We start from the raw sequence: 18,300 nt of genomic DNA, 5'->3' as shown, positions 1-18,300 counted from the left end.
GCCGCGCGTGGCCTCGCGCTTACTGCGCGAGGCGGGATTGATATCGGATTTGGCCGACGGCCGCGCCGACGGGCGCGCCGCAGGGCGTCCCGAGGAAGTACCGGAGCTTTTGCGGGGACCGCCACTGCTGTTGAGAGGACCGCCGCTGCCTCCGCCGGAACGACGCGGGGGCGTCACTCGGGCACGACCGCAGTGTTCCCGGCGCCACGCAGGGCGATGGCCAGTTCGTCAGCGCGTGGCAGTTCTTCGAGGTGCCGCAGGGCGAACTGCTCGAGGAACTGGGGGGTGGTGCCATAGAGCAACGGGCGGCCGATTCCTTCACTGCGCCCCACGATATCAATGAGATTGCGCTCGTGGAGTGACTTGAGGACAGAGCCAACGGCCACGCCGCGGATTTCCTCGATTTCCGCGCGACCGATGGGCTGGCGATACGCCACAATGGCCAGCGTCTCGAGCGCCGCCGCCGAGAGCTTGTGGGGGCGCACGGCCACCTGGGCCCGTTCAATGGCTTCGGCGAATTCCGCCCGGGTGAGGATCTGCCACCCGCCACCCTGCTCCACCAGTTCAACCCCGTGGCCGTCCACGTCGTAGTGCTCGCGCAGTTCGTCCAGCGCGGCCGCAACCGCTGCCGGGCTGGACTCCTGGTCGAGGGCCTCCAGTGCCGTCAGCGGGATTGGGCGCGGCGCCGCGAACAGCGCGGCTTCAAGCAGCTTCGCTAATGGCGTCACGACGGATCTCCACAGAGGCAAAGGCACGCGACTGCGCAATGCGCAGTTCACCCATCTTGGCCATTTCAAGCAAGGCGAGCAGCACGGACAGAATCTGCCACGGCTCCGCATCACGGCCCACGAGGTCGGTCCACTGGGCATGCCGACGCATGGCGAGAACGGCGCGCACGGTGACCATGGCGCCCGCCACGTCGAGGGCACGCGGTACGACTTCGTGGATCTTGGGTTCCTTGGTCGTCCGCAGCACGCGGTCGACGGCGGCGAGCAACTCACCAAGGGAGAGCGACAGCGGCGCGTTGAGCGGCGTGATGTCGGCCGCGATGGGGATGAAGCGACGCGGGAACTGGTGGCGACGCTCTTCGCCACGGCGTTCGAGCAGATCCACCACTTCGCGCATCTGTTGATACTCGAGCAATCGGCGGACGAGTTCGGCCCGGGGATCTTCCCAGGACTCTTCGCCGTCGGCGCGCGGGAGCAGCATCTGCGCCTTGATGCGCAACAGGCGGGCCGCCATTTCCAGATAGTCGGCGGCTTCGTCGAGCCCCAGCGTGCTGATGCGCGCCAGGAACTGCTCGGCAATGCGGGCGATGGGGATATCGTAGATGTCCAACTGCTCGTCGCGGATTAGCGACAGCAACAGGTCGAGCGGGCCGGTGAACTGGCTCAGCTCAATGACGAACGACGACGTTTCAGCCTCTAAGGGGCGAAAATTCGGTGCGATCACGCTGGGTTCACGCGTCGAAAGGGTTGGGCAGCAAGTACGGGATATACACCCGCTGAGCGAGACTGTTGAGTGCGAACGCGGGAGTCATCCACAGGTTCACCAACGGCCGCCCGAACGAAAGCAAGGCAAACAACAGCAGGAAGCCCACGGCCCCGATGCGCTGATACTGCAGCGACCAGCGCGGCGGCAAGAGATACTTGAATACATGCGACCCATCGAGCGGCGGGATGGGAATGAGATTGAACGCCGCGAGCACCAGGTTGATGATGATGCCCTGGTTCAGCATGAGTTGCAGAACGAACAGCGGCCGCGCAGCTCCTGGAAACTGCTGTCCGAGCAGCCCGACGCCCATGATGAGCGGAACACACGCAAACGCAATGAGGACGTTGACCGTCACGCCGGCGAGAGACACGATGATGTCGCCCTGACGATAATGCCGGTAGTTCCGCGGATTGACCGGCACCGGCTTGGCACCGCCAAAGATGGGGCCTCCAAGAAACGCCAGCATGACCGGTAAAATGATGGTCATGAAGGGGTCGATATGCTTGGCGGGGTTCCAGGTGAGGCGCCCCAGCTGATACGCGGTCATATCCCCTTGCCGGAACGCCGCATAGCCGTGCGCATACTCGTGGGCGACCATCGAGAAGAGCAAGACTGGAGCGACGAGAGCAAGTTGCTGGGCGAAATCCACCGCGGCAGCCGGGAAAAAATGAGGCGAGAGTCAGTGGCAGCGAACGCCGTCACCAGAAACGCGAATGCAAGCAAATCAGAGTGTGAAGGTAGCGTGGAAGAGGGGCGATGTCAAAAGTATTCCACACAAAAAGTTATCCACATTACTGATGATCGCCGTGGCGAGCTAACTCCATTACCGACCGCCGCTTGACTGGTCTGCCGGTCGTTTCTATGTTTACCAGTCTGTTCCGCCGTGGCCGGATTCCATCCGTCTGCCGGGTGGTTTCCACGTCACTGTTCAACTGGTTCTCAGGAGTTTTTCGTGCCGAATATTCAATCCGCAAAGAAAGATCTGCGGAAGTCGCGTGCGGCTGCGGTGCGTAACCGCGCGCAGCGCTCGGCGCTGCGGACCGCCGTGAAGAAGGCCAAGACGGCAACTGCGGCGGCCGATGACCGTCTTAGCGCCGTTTCGTTGCTTGATCGTGCTGCCCGCAAGGGGCTGATCCACAAGAACGCTGCTGCTCGCCAGAAGAGCAAGCTCGCGAAGCTGGCCAACAAGGCTGTCGCTGCGTAATCGCGCGCGTGCCTGTTGCCACTCAAGAAAAGGCCGGTCTCTTCGCGAGACCGGCCTTTTTGTTGTCCTTCGTCGCCAGGTGGCGGCGCTAGAACGCCGCCAACTCTCCCCCGCACCGCTCACAATACCATTCGGTGGGGAGATTCATCGTACCGCACTCCGTGCAGCGCAGGGTTTTCTGGGGCTCGTGGGCCGACGTCGCCGGCGCTGACGACATAATGGACGGTGCGGCGGGAGGCACGATATCCGCCGAATGTCCGGGTTCGGTGACCGAGCGCAGGAAGGCGAGATCGTCGAAGGGATCGTTGCCGGAGGGAGCCGCCGGGGGTGTGGCGGTCGTGGTGGAGACATCCACACGCGAGCCTCCCTGAGGCGGGGCATCATGATCGGCTTCGATGCCTTCCAGCGACTTGAGGAATTGGGCATCGGCGTCCCCACTTACATCGCCAAACATGGCAAGCGCATCGTCGAATTCCGCCGGGTTCGCTGGCGCGGCGGGCGACGGCGTGGGTTCAGGGACGGCGGTGATGCTCGACGTATCAAACAGCGCCGCGACATCCGCAAGCACGTCCTCATGGCGAGCACTGTGTGGAATCGGGTTGTCTACCATGCCGGACACGTCGATGTCCAACAGCGAATCTTCGTCAGGCTGCGCCAGGAACGCCGCCGCCGGCGTGCCCACTTCGTATGGCGAGCGAGCAGCCCCTTCGACCGTCTCCACCAGCATCCCCGCCGTCTCTGCCGTGGCTTCCGGGAGCGGCGCGGATTCTTCGTACGCGACAACGTCCGTCACCACGAAGTCCGTCTCGACGCGCGTCTCGGTCGTTCCGGCCTCAAGGTCAAAATCCTGAGGCGCGGACGATTCCGCCAGCCAGTCAGCGGCGGCGGCGGCGGTGTCAGTGCCCTCCTCAACGGCCACGGGCGCCTCGGACGCATCGGCGGACGGCGTTTCCAGGAGTTCCGGCTCAGGCGCGGGGTCTGGTTCTGGTTCCGCCTCCGGCTCCGTGCGGGCGCTGGCCAGTAGCGTCTGCACATCCGCCACTTCCACGGCCAACGTAGTTCGTTCGTCGCCGAGCGCGGTGATACGCGCCTCGATTTCCTGACGCACATTGTCCCATCGGTCGCCGTCGTATTCTCCGACCAGATTGCGCAGCATGCCTTCGGCCAGTTCTTCCTCATGCAGCGCCAAACGCGCTTCAAGATCACTGAGGCGCTGCTCGAGGTCATGCCCAATGGCGGACAAGCCGCCAATGTGCGACTGCAGGCGCACGATGACCTCGCGTCGGCGGCCGAGGTAATCGCCGTGTACCCGTTCGAAGACACGGGGCGGAGTTTCGGTCCGCTTGGCCTCCAGCGCGGCCAGCCAATCGTCATAGCGCTGTCGCTCAGCGACCAGCGTGCGCACTTCTTCGATGGACACGACGTTGGACTCCGTCATGAGGAACGAGGGGTGATTTCGGAGAGGCCCTCACTGCAGGCCATCCCGTGAACGGACGATGCGGAACGGAGGGGTGTCACGTGAAGGGCGGCGGTCATGTACTCAACTATGGCAGCCGTGCACACTTTGTGACAGCACGGGGTTGTCAATTGCTCCGCCGCGGCCAACCGGTGTGACCGAAGTCACACCGGTCCGTCCTGACGAGCTCAGGCGTGATCAGCCGTGAGCCGTCACCATTACGCCGTGTACACCACGCGACCGGCAACGATCGTATAGCGCGCCTGCCCCGTGAACGTATGTCCCCCATACGGGGTGTTCCGCCCCTTCGACTTGAACGCCTTCGGATCGCAACTCCACTGGCGATTGGGATCGAAGATGGTCACGTCAGCGATGCCGCCCCGAGCGAGCGTTCCGCCCGGCAGATGGAAGATTTTCGCCTGCTTGCAGCTCATGGCATCGACGATCTGCGGCAGCGTGAGAATACCGGTGTGCAACAGATACGTCGTGTTCACCGCCAGCGCCGTCTCGAGCCCCACGATACCGTTGGGCGCATCGGCGAACTCACGTTCCTTTTCGTCGTAGTGATGGGGCGCGTGATCAGTGACGAGCAGATCGATCGTGCCGTCGGCGAGCCCCTGCTGCAGCGCTTCGATATCCTCGGCGGTGCGCAGCGGCGGATTCATTTTCGCGTTGGTGTTGTAGCCGTCGACGGCATCTTCGGTGAGCGAGATGTGGTGCGAGCACACTTCCGCCGTGACGTTGATGCCGCGTTCCTTGCCCCAGCGCACGAGCTCCACGGACCCCTTGGTGCTGAGGTGGCACATGTGAATGTGTCCGCCGGTGCGCTTCGCGAGCAGGATATCGCGGATGACGTAGATCTCTTCCGCCTCGGCGGGAATACCCTTGAGCCCGAGCTTCGCGCTCATGATGCCTTCGTTCATGCTGCCGCCGCGCGCGAGCGTCATGTCTTCGCAGTGCTCGGCGATGGGCACGTTGAAGGCGCGGGCATATTCGAGCGCGCTGCGCATGAGCTGCGCACTTTCCACCGGACGACCGTCATCACTGAACGCGACGGCACCGGCGGCGACCATCTCAGCCATCTCGGCGAGTGTTTCGCCCTTCTGACCCACCGAAATGGCGCCGTACGGATAGACGCGCGCGTAACCGGCCTGCTCGGCCTTCTGCTTCACGAAGCCGACGACCGCCTGATTGTCGGTAACCGGCTTGGTGTTGGGCATGCAGCACACGGCCGTAATGCCACCCGCCACGGCACTATGCGCACCGCTTGCGACGGTTTCGACATCTTCGCGTCCCGGTTCGCGCAGGTGCACGTGGACATCGATAAAGCCCGGCGCGACCACGAGCCCCGAGGCGTCGAGAATCTCGGCGCCGTCCGGTGTGCTGATGGTGCCTCCACACGCCTCGACGATACCATTGCGCAACAGCACGTCGCCGACGGCATCGAGGCCTTGCGACGGGTCGATGATGCGACCACCACGAATGAGCAGGTCCCGTGACCCGATGGGATACGCCATTATGCCACTCCCTTCTTGGCCGCTTCGGCCAGTTCAGGCTTGCCACCGGCAAGCAGGTACAGGACAGCCATACGGACGGCAACGCCGTTCGTGACCTGATCGAGGATCACCGAGTGCGGTCCATCGGCCACGTCGCTATCGATTTCCACGCCACGATTCATCGGGCCTGGATGGAGGATGAGCAGATCGCGCGACGCCTTCTCCAGTCGTGCACTGGTGACGCCGAAAACGCGATTGTATTCGCGCAGCGACGGGATGTAGCCCGCCTGCATGCGCTCGAGTTGCAAACGCAACACGTTGAGCGCGTCGGCCCATTCGATCGCTTCTTCGATGCGATTGAAGACCGTCACGCCCATCTGTTCGATGGCGTTGGGAAGCAAGGACCGCGGGCCGCAGACCGCGACCTGTGCGCCAAGCTTGGTGAGCCCCCAGATGTTGGAGCGCGCCACGCGCGAATGGAGCACATCACCCACGATGCAGATGCGCTTGCCGGCAAGATCACCGAAGCGGTCACGCAACGTGAGCATGTCGAGCAGCCCCTGCGTGGGGTGTTCGTTGGTGCCGTCACCGGCATTGACGACGTTCGACTCGATGCGTTCGGCAAGGAACTTCGCCGCTCCCGAGCCGCCGTGGCGGACGACGACCATGTCGATCTTCATCGCTTCGAGATTGCGCGCCGTGTCGACGAGCGTTTCCCCCTTCGATACGCTCGACCCGGCGGAGGCCACGTTGACGGTGTCGGCGCTGAGGCGCTTCTCGGCGAACTCGAACGAAATACGGGTTCGCGTGGAGGCCTCGAAGAACAGGTTCACGATCGTTGCGCCGCGCAGCGTGGGGACTTTCTTGATGGCACGTTCCGAGATTTCCCGGAACGGCACCGCGGTGTCGAGGACCAGACGGATCTGGTCGGCCGAGAGCGGCGCAAGCCCCAACAGGTCCTTGCCAAGGGGACCAGCCATACGCTCAGCCCTCCTCGTCGCGGGAGGCAATCTCCACTTCGTCGCGGCCGTCGAGTTCTTCGATGAAGACATCGACGCGTTGTCCGGCGGCCACGTCTATCCGGCGGCCCACGATGTCCGCGTGAATGGGCAGTTCGCGTCCCCCGCGATCGATGAGCACCGCGAGCGCAATGCGTGAGGGCCGTCCGAAATCGGCCAGTTCGTCGAGCGCCGCGCGTACGGTACGGCCCGTATAGAGCACGTCATCGACGATAACCACGCGCTGATCGTCGAGTGCCCACGGGAGCGACGTGGCTCCCACCACCGGGCGGGGCCCAACGGTCTGCAGGTCGTCGCGATAGAGCGTGATATCGAGAGCGCCGGAAGCGACCGTCACCTTTTCCTGGCTCTCGATGATGCGCACGATGCGCTCGGCGAGTTGCACACCGCGCCGCTGGATACCGACGATCACGAGATTATCGGTGCCGGCGTTGAGTTCAACGATCTGGTCGGCCATGCGGCGCAGCGTGCGATCGAGCGCGCGTGCGTCCAGCACTGTGGTGGGCTTGTTGGGCATGGCGGACAAGTTAACAGCGGCCGGGCGCCCCGGGAGACTGTTGCGCGACCCGGGCGAAACACAAAGTGGCGAGCGCCCCCCCGGACGCTCGCCACTTCCCTACTTCACTGCCACTGGAGACTGCGATTTTTCAGAGCGGCCAGCTTACCACTCGTGGTGAGACCGCGGCGGTTCGGTGCCGGCCGCCTTGGGCGACCACAGCCCATGGAGCGGCGACAGGTGACGCGCGGCGGTGCGAGCGGCCCGGAGCCGGGCCTTGTCTACCGGCGGGATATGCGAGGTGGCGGCGTACATGGCGATATCGGACGCGGCCTCCATGGTGGCCTGCGCAAACCCCTGCGACCAATCAGGGCCATACGGGTGCGAGTCCGCCCGTTCCTCAACCCCGCGACCGAACGCCACACACTTGTCGGCCGCTTCCTTGAGCGTGCGACTGGACGCGAGGTGGGCGACCACCACATGCAAGCCGTCGCGGCGACCCATGTGATATGTGGGCGACTGCAGGGCATTCCCGGCCGGTGCCTCAACGACCCCGGAGGCGATGCCGGTGAGCATCACACACAACTGCGAGAAATACCCGCGGATGGGATCGACTGGCGGTTCTTCGAGAATGGGCGACATGAAAACGGTTCCGGCAGAGAGGGATGCATCGCGGCCGCCTCAACGCGGCCTTCGCACACCAGTAGGGCAAAGCGTGTGCCGCGGCCCAAACACCCTTCAAATCACCGTTTTCCCTCTGAAACCACTCGGTATGTGTTTCCACGCAAACGGTTGAGCTTGCCACACGTTGCATCGAAACCACCGGGAGTGAGGCACGGACGCCACAGATCGACCTTCCGTGCCAGCAGTTCCCGCCACCCCGGTATCCGTTATCCGGCGTACAAGTGGAGATCAGTACCCACGAAATCCGCCATGTCCTTGCATGTCTGCCAGTCGGGATGACGCAGCGTCACGTACCCGTCGGACAGCAGGGTGCTTTTCCAATCGCGGCGAGGCGACCCGAGGGTGAGCAGATCAATCGTGCAGATCGCATCACCCAACCGGCTCTTGATGCGATCGAGCCCTTCAATGCGCTGAATACGCCCCTGTCCATGCGCGCGCTTGGTAATGCAGGCGCAGTTATACGGTCGTTCGACGGTCAGGGAGAAGGCGCCGTGCAGCTCGGCCTCGGCCCACCCGGCAAACAGGTCCACGTTGCTGGCAAAGTTCATCAGGTCCACGGTCCGGGCACCGGGCGGGCGGGCACCAATTTCGCCGAACACCACCTCGCCATTGGATTTCCGGTACCACTCCATATGGGTGAATCCGGTATCGTAGCCAAGGATCTTGATGACCTGTTCGCCGAGGGCAATGCCATCAGTCACCCACGGATCATCGAGATGGCGGTAGGACAGCGTCTGCGGCGAGATCCACTCGTTGGTCCGCGCAATGAGCGGACGCGGTCGGTAGTGACCAACGTGGAAGTACTTGATGTCCCCGCCGGCACAAATGGTGTCGTAGGTGAACTCTTCGCCGTCGATGAACTCTTCGACGTCCACCGTTTCAATGTGCCCCAGCTGTGCAATGGCCGCCGCAACGGCTTTGGCGTCATCGCAGCGGAAGGTGTCCATGGATCCCGCCCCGGCGATGGGCTTGATGATGAGCGGGTAACCCACCTGTTCGGCCGCCGCCCAGACCTCGGCGGCGGTACTGGCCACCGCGTGGTGCGGCACCCGCACTCCGCCATCGGCCAGCGCCTGCTTCATGAGGTCTTTATTGCGGAACTTGAGCGACTGCTCATACCCTTGCCCCGGCACGTCGAGCGCTTCCCGGATCTGCGCCGCGAGTTCAATACCGGGCTCCCAGAGACAGCAGACGCGATCGAGGGTGCGAGCCCCCAACCAGCGACGGATCTGGTCAATGGCACTCGGCACGTTGGAGAACAGGTCGGGCACCTGCAAATAGTCGCTCAGATGCCGCCGGGCGAGTTCGGGCAGATCGCTCGCCGGTCCGTCGGCCACCCCCAGCACCGTGGCACCTTGCTCGGAGAGTCCGCGGGTGAACAAGGGCATTTCGCCGGGAAACCCCGGCGTGATCATGAGGACGGTTTTGGATATGGACACTTGGAGGGCCGACGGGTCGGTGGTGGCAGAACGACGACGAAACGTGGTCGCGGCTAACGGAGAATGACCTTCACAGTGGAGATGATACGCGTCAGGGCGTTTTGCACCACCCTAGTGTCGGGGTGGCGCACCATGATGAATCCCTCGCCCTCGTAGCTGCCGGTGGGCGCCTGCCCCGGATAGGGGAGCCGTTCGTCGCAGATCAGGTGATGCAGCTCGCGCCGAACGAGATCAAGCCCTTCCACTGCAGCCACGATTCCCTGCCCCTGTCCTCGCAGGTAGGCTGTGCCAACGGCATACCTGCGCTCGGGAACCGTGAACCGTCCGTCGATCATGAGGCGCATCCAGGCAGTCACGAAATCCATGTCGTTCGCGCGGGACACCATGGTGGTGATGTTGGCGCCAGGTGGCCGGGCCGCAATTTCACTGATGGCGACCGATCCATCGGGGCGCCGGAACCATTCGCAGTGCGACACGCCGGTGGTCATGCCGAGTACCTTGAGCGCCTTGTCGCCCATGGCCTTGATGTCGTCGTACTGGGGGGTATCGATGTCGCGCGGGAGAAGCACCGTCCATTGGATCCACGGGTTCTCAATGACGTCCAGCGGTGTCGGAGCGTATCGTGTCAGCGAGTGCCAGACCGGCGCGCCGTTGATCGTGACCGTTTCCAGCGAATGCTCCGTACCACGCAGGAATTCCTCGGCGAGCATGGGATCCTGCGGCGACGGCGCGTAGCGTTGAAGGGCGGCCTCCAACGACGACGCATCGGTTATGCGCTCGGTGGCCTTGGCGCCAGCGCCGGCCGGCGGCTTGATGACAATGGGGAAGCCCACGTCGGCCACGAATCGTCGGGCGTCGGGAGCATGCTCAACCAATTGGTGTCTGGCAACGGGCACGCCGGCGGCACGCAAGACGTCCTTCATGCGGGCCTTGTCGCGGAAGTTTTGCGCGGCCTCGCTGGGGAGCCCGGGAATTCCCAGCTGCTCCCGGACAGTCGCCAATGGCCACTGCGTTTGCTCGTAGGCGGCGAAACAGCGTGAGACCGCCCCATGGGCCGCGGACAGGCCTTTCACTGCCCACGTCAATTGCCCGGCGTCTGTGACATCGTTCACGCGCCAGTGCCCTACCAGGCGGGCGGCGAGATGAGGAGGCAACTGCTCCAGTGCCTGTTGGGCAATGACCGCGAGGCGGATGTGAGGCAGTGCCAGCGCCGCCTCAATCATTTGCGTGGCGGCGGGGGAAAAGAACGGGGCAACGAAGATTACCAGCATGGCGGCGGGTAGCGGAGATATGCAACGCGGTGCCCCCCAAGCAGGGGAGCACCGCGTGGAGAAACTAGTGCGACAACCATCGTTTCGGCGACCAACAGCCCGGCGATCCGCACGGAGTGGCCTCCGAGCCAACGATTACATGCAGACCCAGGGCGCACCGGTGGACTTGGCCGTGGCTTTCGTTCCCGACGTTTCTTCGGCCGCCGTGAAGGTCACGCTTTCCGTCGTACCCTCGTCCATGGACTGCGTGGTGCACTGGACCGTCTTGCGCAGCACGAACTCGCCCTTGTCATCGACATCGACCACACCAAAGTCCTGCGGGCTGCGCGCGCCCGGCGCGCGAGTAGCGGTAATCTTGAGCTTGGACTTGGCAGGCCAATTCTTCCCCTTGATCACGAGGCGGGCGCCATCCTGCGCGCGTTCACCTTCAATCTTGAGTTCAGCCTTGGGCTGGCCGACAAACGCACTGGCCTGCGAAGTGCCCAACGTGAGGGCCGCAGTTGCGAGAACAGGCACCAGCAAGCGGCGCACGAGATGCTGCATCGTGGGTGACTCCCCTGAAGTGAAGTGAAAAGGTCTGGAAAATGAACGTCAAAAGCGCCCAGAAGTAAATGCCTTGGGCATTATGGGCTGGGGGTGTACTGCCGGATTGTGTGAGCAATCACATCTTTGGCGGTGAATCGCACCGGCTTGAACTCCCCGCGGGCGAACATGGCCGCCTGGTCGGCATGGTGCGGGGACTTGGGATCGGTGCTTTGTCCGTAGGCAAGGATCGAATACGCCCGCGGGGTGCGAGGACCGAACTCCACGGCCAGTACCCACCCATCTCCACTGTTGGCCGCCCGCTTGCCATCAGCCTGTTCTTCGTAGGTGAGGACGCGAAAGCAGCCAAGTGCCCCGCTACAGCCACCCACCGGCACATCCACGCCACCGCGCCGGACCCGGTGAACATCCCCCCAGGCCACATCAGGGCGTCCAAACTTCCGAGTCGTTTCGTTCATGGCCCACAGCAGGGCGTCAACCGCTTTCTCCGGCTGGCCGAGCCCTCGCGGCGTTTGTGTGAGCCGCGCCCACGACCACTTTTCGGCAAAAGCGGAATCGCGCGCCTGCAACAGATACCGGCGCCAGAACGTCTCGAAAAGGACACCGCCGCGGCTGGTCGGAGCGACAGAGTTGTTCCACGCCGCCAGGATGGCGACGGCCAGCATGGCCGTGGAGTCAGTGGCCACCGGCGAACGTTTCACCGCCGCCAGCAGCTCCGGCTTGACACGATCGGCCAGCAGCATCCGCATGGAGTGCTTTTGGCGGACGACGTCTTCCAGCGAAAACTTGCGGGTGTTGGCAATGAGCTGGAGCGCCAGCTGACTGCGGAGCCGCAGTTCGCCGCGCTCCACATTATCGGGATAGCGAGCCGTATCGAGCAGCGCGCGGAGATTGGCAAAATGCGGCGCGTCGTTCTCATTGTGGACGTACCCTCCCGGCGGATTTTGGGTTTGCGGGAGGGAGTCGAGTGTAATAAGCCGGGTCCAGATATCCGCCGAAGTACGCGCCGGAATGGGCACCGAGTCGTGGCCGGACGGATGCGGCAATCGCGGAATCGTGGCCATCCAGATCGTCAGGATGTTTCCGGCGCGGTCGGCATAGGTCAGATTGGATGTGGCGCGCGCGCGCATGGCGAGTGCCTGCTTCCATTCCTTCAGCGACTGCGCGCGCATCATGGCCAGAAACTGCGCACCGGCACGGTATTCCCCTTCGGGGCCCGCGCGGACGATGTACAACTTGTCGTGGCTGCGATGGATGACTGGACCGAGCGGCGTGGTGGCATATCGCCGCGTGGTGGTGCGCAGGCTGTCGCCGTCCCGCGAGACTACCGCGACGTCGTCATAGCGCACCGGCACGCTGGTCCCATCGAACAGGTAATGATCCGGCTGCGTGGCATCGAGCGCCAGTTCATACACCTCGTCGAGATCGGTCGCATTGTTGGTGGTCGCCCATCCGAGCTGCGCATTGAATCCTCCAACAACGGAGAAGGCGCTGCCAATGCGAAAATCACCGTAGAAGTCGAGCTTCCCGGGGAGTGTGACGTGGGCCTCCCAATACCCCGCGTTCCAGTTGAGATGAGGATTCCGCAAGAGGATCGCGCGCCCCGAGGTCGTCCTCGAGGGAGCCAGCGCCCACGCATTGGAGCCCACGTCGGCATCGCTGCCAAGAATGGGGCGTGCCGCAATGTCTGGCTCTTCACGACTGGCGTCGTGTTCGGGCGGTGTGACCCGTGCCAATGAATCCCGACGCAGCCACCGTAGCACCAGATTGCGGGCGGCGGTGGTGTTGGCGGTACCGATGTCACCGGCCGCCACATCATGACCATGGAACACCGGCTGCGCCCATGCCGGGAGGGTACCACGATTGGCCGTGATGTAGCGATTGACCCCTTCGGCGAACCCATCATACATGGCCCGCGTATCGGCATCGAGCAGGTGGTATGTCTGCTGTACCCGGGCATGGATACGCATGGCGGCAAAGTCCGACTCCATGCTGTCCTTGCCGAAGGTGCGCCCCATATACCCCTTGGCTCGCAACAACGAAATGACGACGCGCTCCTGGTAGTCTTCGGCCTGGGCAAAGCCAAGGCCGATGCCCAGTCCCCGGAACGTTGTGGCCTCGATATGGGGTACGCCGAACTCGGTGCGGCGAATCGTGGGCTCGTCCGAGATGGCGGTGCGGTTTGCCCCGCCGAGAAGACATGGCAGCAGCAACGCCGCGGCGAGGCGGCATAGGTGCGAAGGTGCGGACATGGAGAAGGGGAACCGAAGAATGGAACGATGGCAATCCAGTCTGGACAGTTACCGCTCCAGCTTGAAGCCCTCGTCGATCGCGGGACGTTTGGGAGCGTTGGCGACAAACCAGCCGGTGAGATACATCCACTGCGTCATCCGCGTGAGCTTCGGATAATTGATGCGCTCGGGTTTATCGCGGGGGGTGTGGTAATCGGGGTGCAGATTGGTGCTGTACATGACCGCCGGTACATTGAGGCGGGCATACGGCACGTGATCACTGCGGAAGTACCAGCCTTCCGGGTGCGTGGGGCGATCCCAGATGGAATCGAGCTTGAATTTTCCGGTGAGCTCATTGGCCCGCACGGCCATGGCAACCAGATCTGCCGAATTGCGATGGGGTGGCTGGATGCCCAGCAAACTGGCCGAGTCCGGGTGGTTGCGGCCAATCATGTCGCCGTTGAGGACGGTGACGATGTTGCTGAGGGGCACGACGGGATGGGCCGCGTGGTAGCGGCTGCCCAGCAAGCCGCGCTCTTCGGCACCGTGGTAAACGAAGAGGATGGAGCGTTTTCCCGGCTGCCGTGCAAAGGCACGCGCCGAGGCCATTAGGGCCACACTCACGGTGCCATTATCGTCGGCACCGGCCCACACCGAGTCGCCTTCAATTTTGTAGCGCACCCCGTCGTGGTCCTGGTGTGAGCTGTAGAGGACGTACTCGTCGCGCAGCTTGGGGTCCGTGCCACGAATGACGCCAACAATGTTGACGCTAGGCGTTTCGAAGCGTTCGAGGCGCACCTGAATGTCCACCGCCGGCGAGGCCTGCAGGCGCGAGGCCATGGCGCTGCGCACGAGGAAGGCGGGCGTCCCGGCCTGACGTGCCGGCACTGGCACTTCAGCGCGGATGGGTTGGGCGGCGAACCGACGGGCGGCGCGATCGACATCATACGTGCCGCGCGCCCGCAGAATGGCCAGGGCATCAAAGGCAATGTCACTGGTCGCATCGGCCACGAGAATGAGCCCGGCGGCGCCACGGCGTGCGAACCGGGCCTGCGTGGCAGCAATGGCGGCCTGCGTATAGCGCACTTCGGCGCTGTTGGTTGTGGTGCGAATGCTCGCGGGAGACGGGGGCACCATGGCGGTCGCCACGACCTTTCCGCGCACATCTATGGTCGTATCGGCGCTGTTGGCCACCCACACGACGGTTCCGGCCACATCCGCCCCTGAGCCACCGAGCGGAATGAAATCCTTCCAGACCTCAATAGGCTCGCTCCCCAGAGTGCCTCGCGACGAGACGCTGGAGACACGGGTACGAATCATGTTGAACCATTGGAAATAGGAGCCGTCATCCCCCACCGGCTTCACACCAATGGTGCGCAGTTGCTCCGCGACCCACATGGAGGCGCGCATTTCGTCCGGTGTGCCGGCCTCGCGACCACGCATGGCGTCGCCGGCCATGGCGTAGAGATCGCGTTTGAGGTCGGCCTCCTTGATGAGCGACAGCGCCGCGGGCACCTCAGCGCTGCGTACGCCGGTCGATGCCGGTCGACGCTGGGCCCGCGCCGATGCCGGAAGCAGGCCGAGGGAAGCGATGGCCCATCCGATCAGGAGCGCGGATGTTGCCGTGCGAATAGCGGGGTAGGAAGGCATCTCCCAACCTACCGCCGCCACCGCCATCGTGCATTTGCCGGCCTCTTCAGCCTTTTGGAGAACGGTTCGCCAGCGCCGCCGAGCCCTCAGCGACAGAGCTGGAAAGCCGGAAGATGTTTCTCGATCGACGCCCGTCGATTGGCTGTGAAGACCTGCCGAACGTCTGCAGGCAGGTCGAAGGAAAGGAACCGGTCGTACAGCGCTACATTATCCACCTCGGCGGTTGCCGCCGCAGCGCACGCTTCGCGTACGGAGGGAAAACGCGGCACGTTGTCGAGCGTCCACGGACTTTCGGCGACCGGCAGTCCTCGCCCCCGCAACAGGGCCTCCAGCGACGCGGAATGGCGCTGTTCGGCGACCACAATGTTGAAGAACGGGAGCACATTGCCGTGATCGGCGAGCACGCGGAGATAGATCGACTCGGCATGCCGTTCATCCTGAAGGGTGGTGTCGATCGCCGCCACTACGTTGGCGGCCAGCGCCGGAGCCACGGCCGGGGCGGTTGCAGTGGTATTGCAAGCAGCCAGGAACACGCCAAGAGCTGGCCACAGGGAGCGAGTGCCGCGGGAGAATCGAATGGGGTGGCGCATGGGCCCTCCTCGTATCGGAGATGTGGGAATAATCACTCTATATGCATTTACACATAAACAGATACTTACCCCATCAGGATTTCCCCGAGGCCGTGCCATTCAGCCGGTGCGCCAGCGAATCCGCGACGTTGGCAGTATCTCTATGGTACCCCCACCCCCTCAACTCATCCCCACCATGCGCCGATTATCCCTCCTTCGTTCTACCGGTCCCCTTCTGGCGACCGGGGCGTTCCTCGCCCTCCCGATGTTCAGCAGTGCAGCACAGGCCCGTCCGAAGGCCCAAACCGCTCCCGTGGACCCCGCCGTACAGGCACGGCTGGCTGGTGAGCGACGGGAAGATCCCGCCCCTGCCCCGGCCAAACGCGAAGGGGAGGGGCCATTTCAGCGCCTCATCATTCGCGGCGTGAATGTGATTGACGGGTACGGCAGCGCCCCGCGCGGACCGGTGGATGTGGTCGTGGAGGGGAACCGGATTGCCCAGATCGTGAGCGTTGGCTATCCGAAAGTGAAGATCGATCCGGCCAAGCGTCCCACCGGGGCCACCAAGGAAATCGACGCGAATGGCATGTATCTCATGCCGGGGTTGATTGATCTGCATGTGCATCAGGGCACGCAGCAGAAGGCTCCGGAGAGTGAGTACTACAACAAACTGTGGCTGGCGCACGGCATTACGACGGTGCGCGGTGTGCCATTCGCGAGTTTCGACTATTCCGTCAAGGAGCGGGCGCGCAGCGAAAAGAACGAAATTACGGCCCCACGGTACGTGGTGTACCAGCGCCCCGGCACGGGATGGGGGCGTGGCACGCCGCGTACCCCGGACGTGGCCCGTGAATGGGTGCGGTGGGCGAAGGCCAACGGCGCCGACGGTCTCAAGCTGGGAGCCGAGCGTCCGGATCTGATGCAGGCCTACCTCGACGAAGCGAAGAAGCTGGGGCTGGGCACGACGGCGCACCTGCAACAGGGTGGCGTGGCGCAGGTGAATGGCGACGTGGCGACCGCGATGGGACTGGAAGCCATTACGCACTTTTATGGCGTCTTTGAATCGATGTACGACAACAACCAGGTGCAGCCGTGGCCGCTCGACGCGAACCTGCAGGATGAGCAGACGCGGTTTGGTCAGGTGGCGCGGCAGTGGAGCCTGGTAACACCACGCAGTGAGAAGTGGAACCGCTTCCTCAAGAACCTGAAGGACCGTGACGTGACGCTCGATCCCACGATGACGACGTACCTTACGGGGCGCGATGTCAATCACCGGATGTACGCGCCGTGGCACGAGAAGTACACGATTCCCACGCAGCGGGACTTCTACCTCTCCAATCGCGAAAACCACGGCGCGTATTTCTACGACTGGACGACGGCCGATGAAGTGGCGTGGAAGAACTTCTATCGCGTGTGGATGATGTTCCTGAATGACTACAAGAACATGGGTGGCCGTGTGACCGCGAGCTCGGACGCCGGGTTCATCTGGAACACGCCGGGCTTTTCGACCATCGAAGAGTTGGAGCTCCTGCAGGAAGCCGGATTCTATCCGGGTGAAGCGATCAGGGCCGGCACGTACCATGCGGCGGTGGCGCTCAACAAGCCGACGGGACTGCCGATTGAACGCGGCGTGGTAGAGCCCGGTGCGCTGGCTGATCTGGTGATCGTGGATGCGAATCCGTTCACCAATCTCAAGGTGCTCTACGGCACGGGGTGGCAGCGCCTCAATGACGAGACGGGGAAGGTGGAAACGTATGGTGGGGTGAAGTACACCATCAAGGACGGGATTGTGTACGATGCCAAAAAGTTGCTGGCAGACATCGAGGAGATGGGGAACGCCCAACGTCGGGCTCGCGGCGGCAAGTAACGCACCCCTGCCCAACCCACTAACTTTCCCGGTACGGTGCCACACCGTACCGGGATTGTTTTCTGGGGGAGAAAATCCGTGTCTGATTCTGCGTGGGTTGCAAACGCCACCACCGAAACGTTCGAAGCACTCGTGCTTGCCCCATCACACCGCACGCCGGTGCTGGTGGACTTCTGGGCCGCGTGGTGCGCCCCCTGTCGAGCCCTTGGGCCCGTGCTTGAGAAGCTCGCGGAGGAGTACGCGGGCGGGTTCCTGATGGTCAAGGTGGATACTGACCGGGAACAGCAGCTGGCATCGGCATTCAAGATCGCTTCGCTTCCTACGGTCGCGCTCTTCAAAGACGGCAAAGCAACGGCGACCTTTCTGGGAGCACAGCCGGAAGGAAAGATCCGCGCCTTTCTGCGACAGAACGGTGTGGAGGCCGGTGGCGAGGTGCCCACATGGTCGGAGGTGCCCGCCGAACGTGTGGCGCAGATTCGCGACGCCTTGGGGCAGCATCCCACCCGGAGCCCCCTGCAGCTGGAGCTGGCAGTGGCGCTGCTCGACGTGGATGGCGACCAGGAGGCGGGGACGCTTCTTGAAGGACTGCCTGCTGACCTGTACGGAAGTCCGCAGGCGGTGCGTGCGCGTGCGCGCATCTCACTCCGCCGGCGGGTGCATGACCGCGACCCCGGGGACCGTATACGCCTTGGCGCTCAGGCGCTACTTGACGGGCGCGCGGACGAGGGCATTTCGCACTTGCTGGACGCGCTCCGCGATGACAAGAGCGATGAGAGTCCGGCACGCCTCGCCTTGGTGGACGGACTGCAGCTGATCGACGATGACGAGGTGGTGCGCGGCGCTCGCCGACGCATGGCGTCGGTGCTCTTCTCCTAAACGAC

17 protein-coding genes are annotated in these 18,300 nt (G+C 63.6%); 3 read left to right on the top strand and 14 right to left on the bottom strand.

Going from position 1 to position 18,300, the window contains the following annotated elements:
• Positions 1–173: 173 nt before the first annotated feature.
• From scpB to GEMMAAP_RS08305, 3 genes are read right to left on the bottom strand one after another with little or no spacing between them, the layout of a single operon-like run.
• Positions 174–728: an SMC-Scp complex subunit ScpB gene (gene scpB, locus GEMMAAP_RS08315; RefSeq protein ID WP_053334427.1), complete on the bottom strand. Its 555-nt coding sequence runs from the start codon at positions 726–728 to the stop codon at positions 174–176.
• On the bottom strand, positions 703–1,452 hold the full coding sequence (locus GEMMAAP_RS20925) for a segregation and condensation protein A (RefSeq protein WP_053334426.1): 750 nt from the start codon (positions 1,450–1,452) through the stop codon (positions 703–705). The genes scpB and GEMMAAP_RS20925 overlap by 26 nt, the downstream gene beginning before the upstream one ends.
• Positions 1,453–1,459: 7 nt before the next feature.
• On the bottom strand, positions 1,460–2,092 hold the full coding sequence (locus tag GEMMAAP_RS08305) for a site-2 protease family protein (protein WP_053334425.1): 633 nt from the start codon (positions 2,090–2,092) through the stop codon (positions 1,460–1,462).
• 354 nt (positions 2,093–2,446) lie between these two features.
• On the opposite strand from GEMMAAP_RS08305, the gene rpsT reads away from it, so the two are divergent.
• Positions 2,447–2,698, top strand: coding sequence for a 30S ribosomal protein S20 (gene rpsT / locus GEMMAAP_RS08300; RefSeq protein ID WP_026850592.1), 252 nt, complete (start codon positions 2,447–2,449; stop codon positions 2,696–2,698).
• A gap of 88 nt (positions 2,699–2,786) precedes the next feature.
• Here rpsT and GEMMAAP_RS08295 read toward each other — a convergent pair whose 3' ends face one another.
• From GEMMAAP_RS08295 to GEMMAAP_RS08245, 11 genes are all read right to left on the bottom strand, one after another.
• Positions 2,787–4,136: a zinc finger Ran-binding domain-containing protein gene (locus GEMMAAP_RS08295; protein WP_026850591.1), complete on the bottom strand. Its 1,350-nt coding sequence runs from the start codon at positions 4,134–4,136 to the stop codon at positions 2,787–2,789.
• A gap of 236 nt (positions 4,137–4,372) precedes the next feature.
• On the bottom strand, positions 4,373–5,671 hold the full coding sequence (locus GEMMAAP_RS08290) for a dihydroorotase (protein WP_043581392.1): 1,299 nt from the start codon (positions 5,669–5,671) through the stop codon (positions 4,373–4,375).
• On the bottom strand, positions 5,671–6,630 hold the full coding sequence (locus GEMMAAP_RS08285) for an aspartate carbamoyltransferase catalytic subunit (RefSeq protein WP_026850589.1): 960 nt from the start codon (positions 6,628–6,630) through the stop codon (positions 5,671–5,673). The genes GEMMAAP_RS08290 and GEMMAAP_RS08285 overlap by 1 nt, the downstream gene beginning before the upstream one ends.
• A gap of 4 nt (positions 6,631–6,634) precedes the next feature.
• On the bottom strand, positions 6,635–7,186 hold the full coding sequence (pyrR, locus tag GEMMAAP_RS08280) for a bifunctional pyr operon transcriptional regulator/uracil phosphoribosyltransferase PyrR (RefSeq protein WP_026850588.1): 552 nt from the start codon (positions 7,184–7,186) through the stop codon (positions 6,635–6,637).
• Positions 7,187–7,330: 144 nt separating this feature from the next.
• Positions 7,331–7,807, bottom strand: coding sequence for a hypothetical protein (locus GEMMAAP_RS08275; protein ID WP_026850587.1), 477 nt, complete (start codon positions 7,805–7,807; stop codon positions 7,331–7,333).
• Positions 7,808–8,055: 248 nt separating this feature from the next.
• On the bottom strand, positions 8,056–9,288 hold the full coding sequence (locus GEMMAAP_RS08270) for an ATP-grasp domain-containing protein (protein WP_238588195.1): 1,233 nt from the start codon (positions 9,286–9,288) through the stop codon (positions 8,056–8,058).
• Between the two features lie 53 nt (positions 9,289–9,341).
• The gene (locus tag GEMMAAP_RS08265) at positions 9,342–10,559 is read right to left on the bottom strand and encodes an ATP-grasp domain-containing protein (RefSeq protein WP_026850585.1); all 1,218 of its coding nucleotides are present in this window, start codon (positions 10,557–10,559) and stop codon (positions 9,342–9,344) included.
• Positions 10,560–10,694: 135 nt separating this feature from the next.
• Positions 10,695–11,075, bottom strand: a complete 381-nt coding sequence (locus tag GEMMAAP_RS08260; protein WP_158514782.1) for a hypothetical protein — start codon at positions 11,073–11,075, stop codon at positions 10,695–10,697.
• 107 nt (positions 11,076–11,182) lie between these two features.
• Complete coding sequence (locus GEMMAAP_RS08255; RefSeq protein WP_082821175.1) at positions 11,183–13,354, bottom strand: penicillin acylase family protein; 2,172 nt, start codon at positions 13,352–13,354, stop codon at positions 11,183–11,185.
• 48 nt (positions 13,355–13,402) lie between these two features.
• Positions 13,403–14,983 carry a M28 family metallopeptidase gene (locus tag GEMMAAP_RS08250; RefSeq protein ID WP_075071636.1) on the bottom strand — a complete coding sequence of 527 codons (1,581 nt, stop codon included), beginning with the start codon at positions 14,981–14,983 and terminating at the stop codon, positions 13,403–13,405.
• 86 nt (positions 14,984–15,069) lie between these two features.
• Positions 15,070–15,516: a ferritin family protein gene (locus GEMMAAP_RS08245; RefSeq protein WP_158514781.1), complete on the bottom strand. Its 447-nt coding sequence runs from the start codon at positions 15,514–15,516 to the stop codon at positions 15,070–15,072.
• Between the two features lie 232 nt (positions 15,517–15,748).
• Between GEMMAAP_RS08245 and GEMMAAP_RS08240 the strand changes: the two genes are divergently transcribed.
• Positions 15,749–17,419 (top strand): amidohydrolase family protein, encoded by a 1,671-nt coding sequence (locus GEMMAAP_RS08240; RefSeq protein WP_202969209.1) that lies wholly within the window; start codon positions 15,749–15,751, stop codon positions 17,417–17,419.
• A gap of 78 nt (positions 17,420–17,497) precedes the next feature.
• Positions 17,498–18,295, top strand: a complete 798-nt coding sequence (gene trxA, locus GEMMAAP_RS08235; protein ID WP_026850579.1) for a thioredoxin — start codon at positions 17,498–17,500, stop codon at positions 18,293–18,295.
• Positions 18,296–18,300 lie beyond the last annotated feature (5 nt).

Source organism: Gemmatimonas phototrophica (assembly GCF_000695095.2).
Taxonomy (GTDB): domain Bacteria; phylum Gemmatimonadota; class Gemmatimonadetes; order Gemmatimonadales; family Gemmatimonadaceae; genus Gemmatimonas; species Gemmatimonas phototrophica.
This window is presented reverse-complemented; position numbering and strand designations above follow the sequence as displayed.

Coding starts and splice junctions, on each gene's coding strand:
- GEMMAAP_RS08305 (WP_053334425.1), bottom strand. CDS start 2,092: ATGGTCGCCCACGAGTATGCGCACGGCTATGCGGCGTTCCGGCAAGGG.
- GEMMAAP_RS08295 (WP_026850591.1), bottom strand. CDS start 4,136: ATGACGGAGTCCAACGTCGTGTCCATCGAAGAAGTGCGCACGCTGGTC.
- GEMMAAP_RS08290 (WP_043581392.1), bottom strand. CDS start 5,671: ATGGCGTATCCCATCGGGTCACGGGACCTGCTCATTCGTGGTGGTCGC.
- GEMMAAP_RS08285 (WP_026850589.1), bottom strand. CDS start 6,630: ATGGCTGGTCCCCTTGGCAAGGACCTGTTGGGGCTTGCGCCGCTCTCG.
- pyrR (WP_026850588.1), bottom strand. CDS start 7,186: ATGCCCAACAAGCCCACCACAGTGCTGGACGCACGCGCGCTCGATCGC.
- GEMMAAP_RS08275 (WP_026850587.1), bottom strand. CDS start 7,807: ATGTCGCCCATTCTCGAAGAACCGCCAGTCGATCCCATCCGCGGGTAT.
- GEMMAAP_RS08265 (WP_026850585.1), bottom strand. CDS start 10,559: ATGCTGGTAATCTTCGTTGCCCCGTTCTTTTCCCCCGCCGCCACGCAA.
- GEMMAAP_RS08255 (WP_082821175.1), bottom strand. CDS start 13,354: ATGTCCGCACCTTCGCACCTATGCCGCCTCGCCGCGGCGTTGCTGCTG.
- GEMMAAP_RS08250 (WP_075071636.1), bottom strand. CDS start 14,983: ATGCCTTCCTACCCCGCTATTCGCACGGCAACATCCGCGCTCCTGATC.
- GEMMAAP_RS08240 (WP_202969209.1), top strand. CDS start 15,749: ATGCGCCGATTATCCCTCCTTCGTTCTACCGGTCCCCTTCTGGCGACC.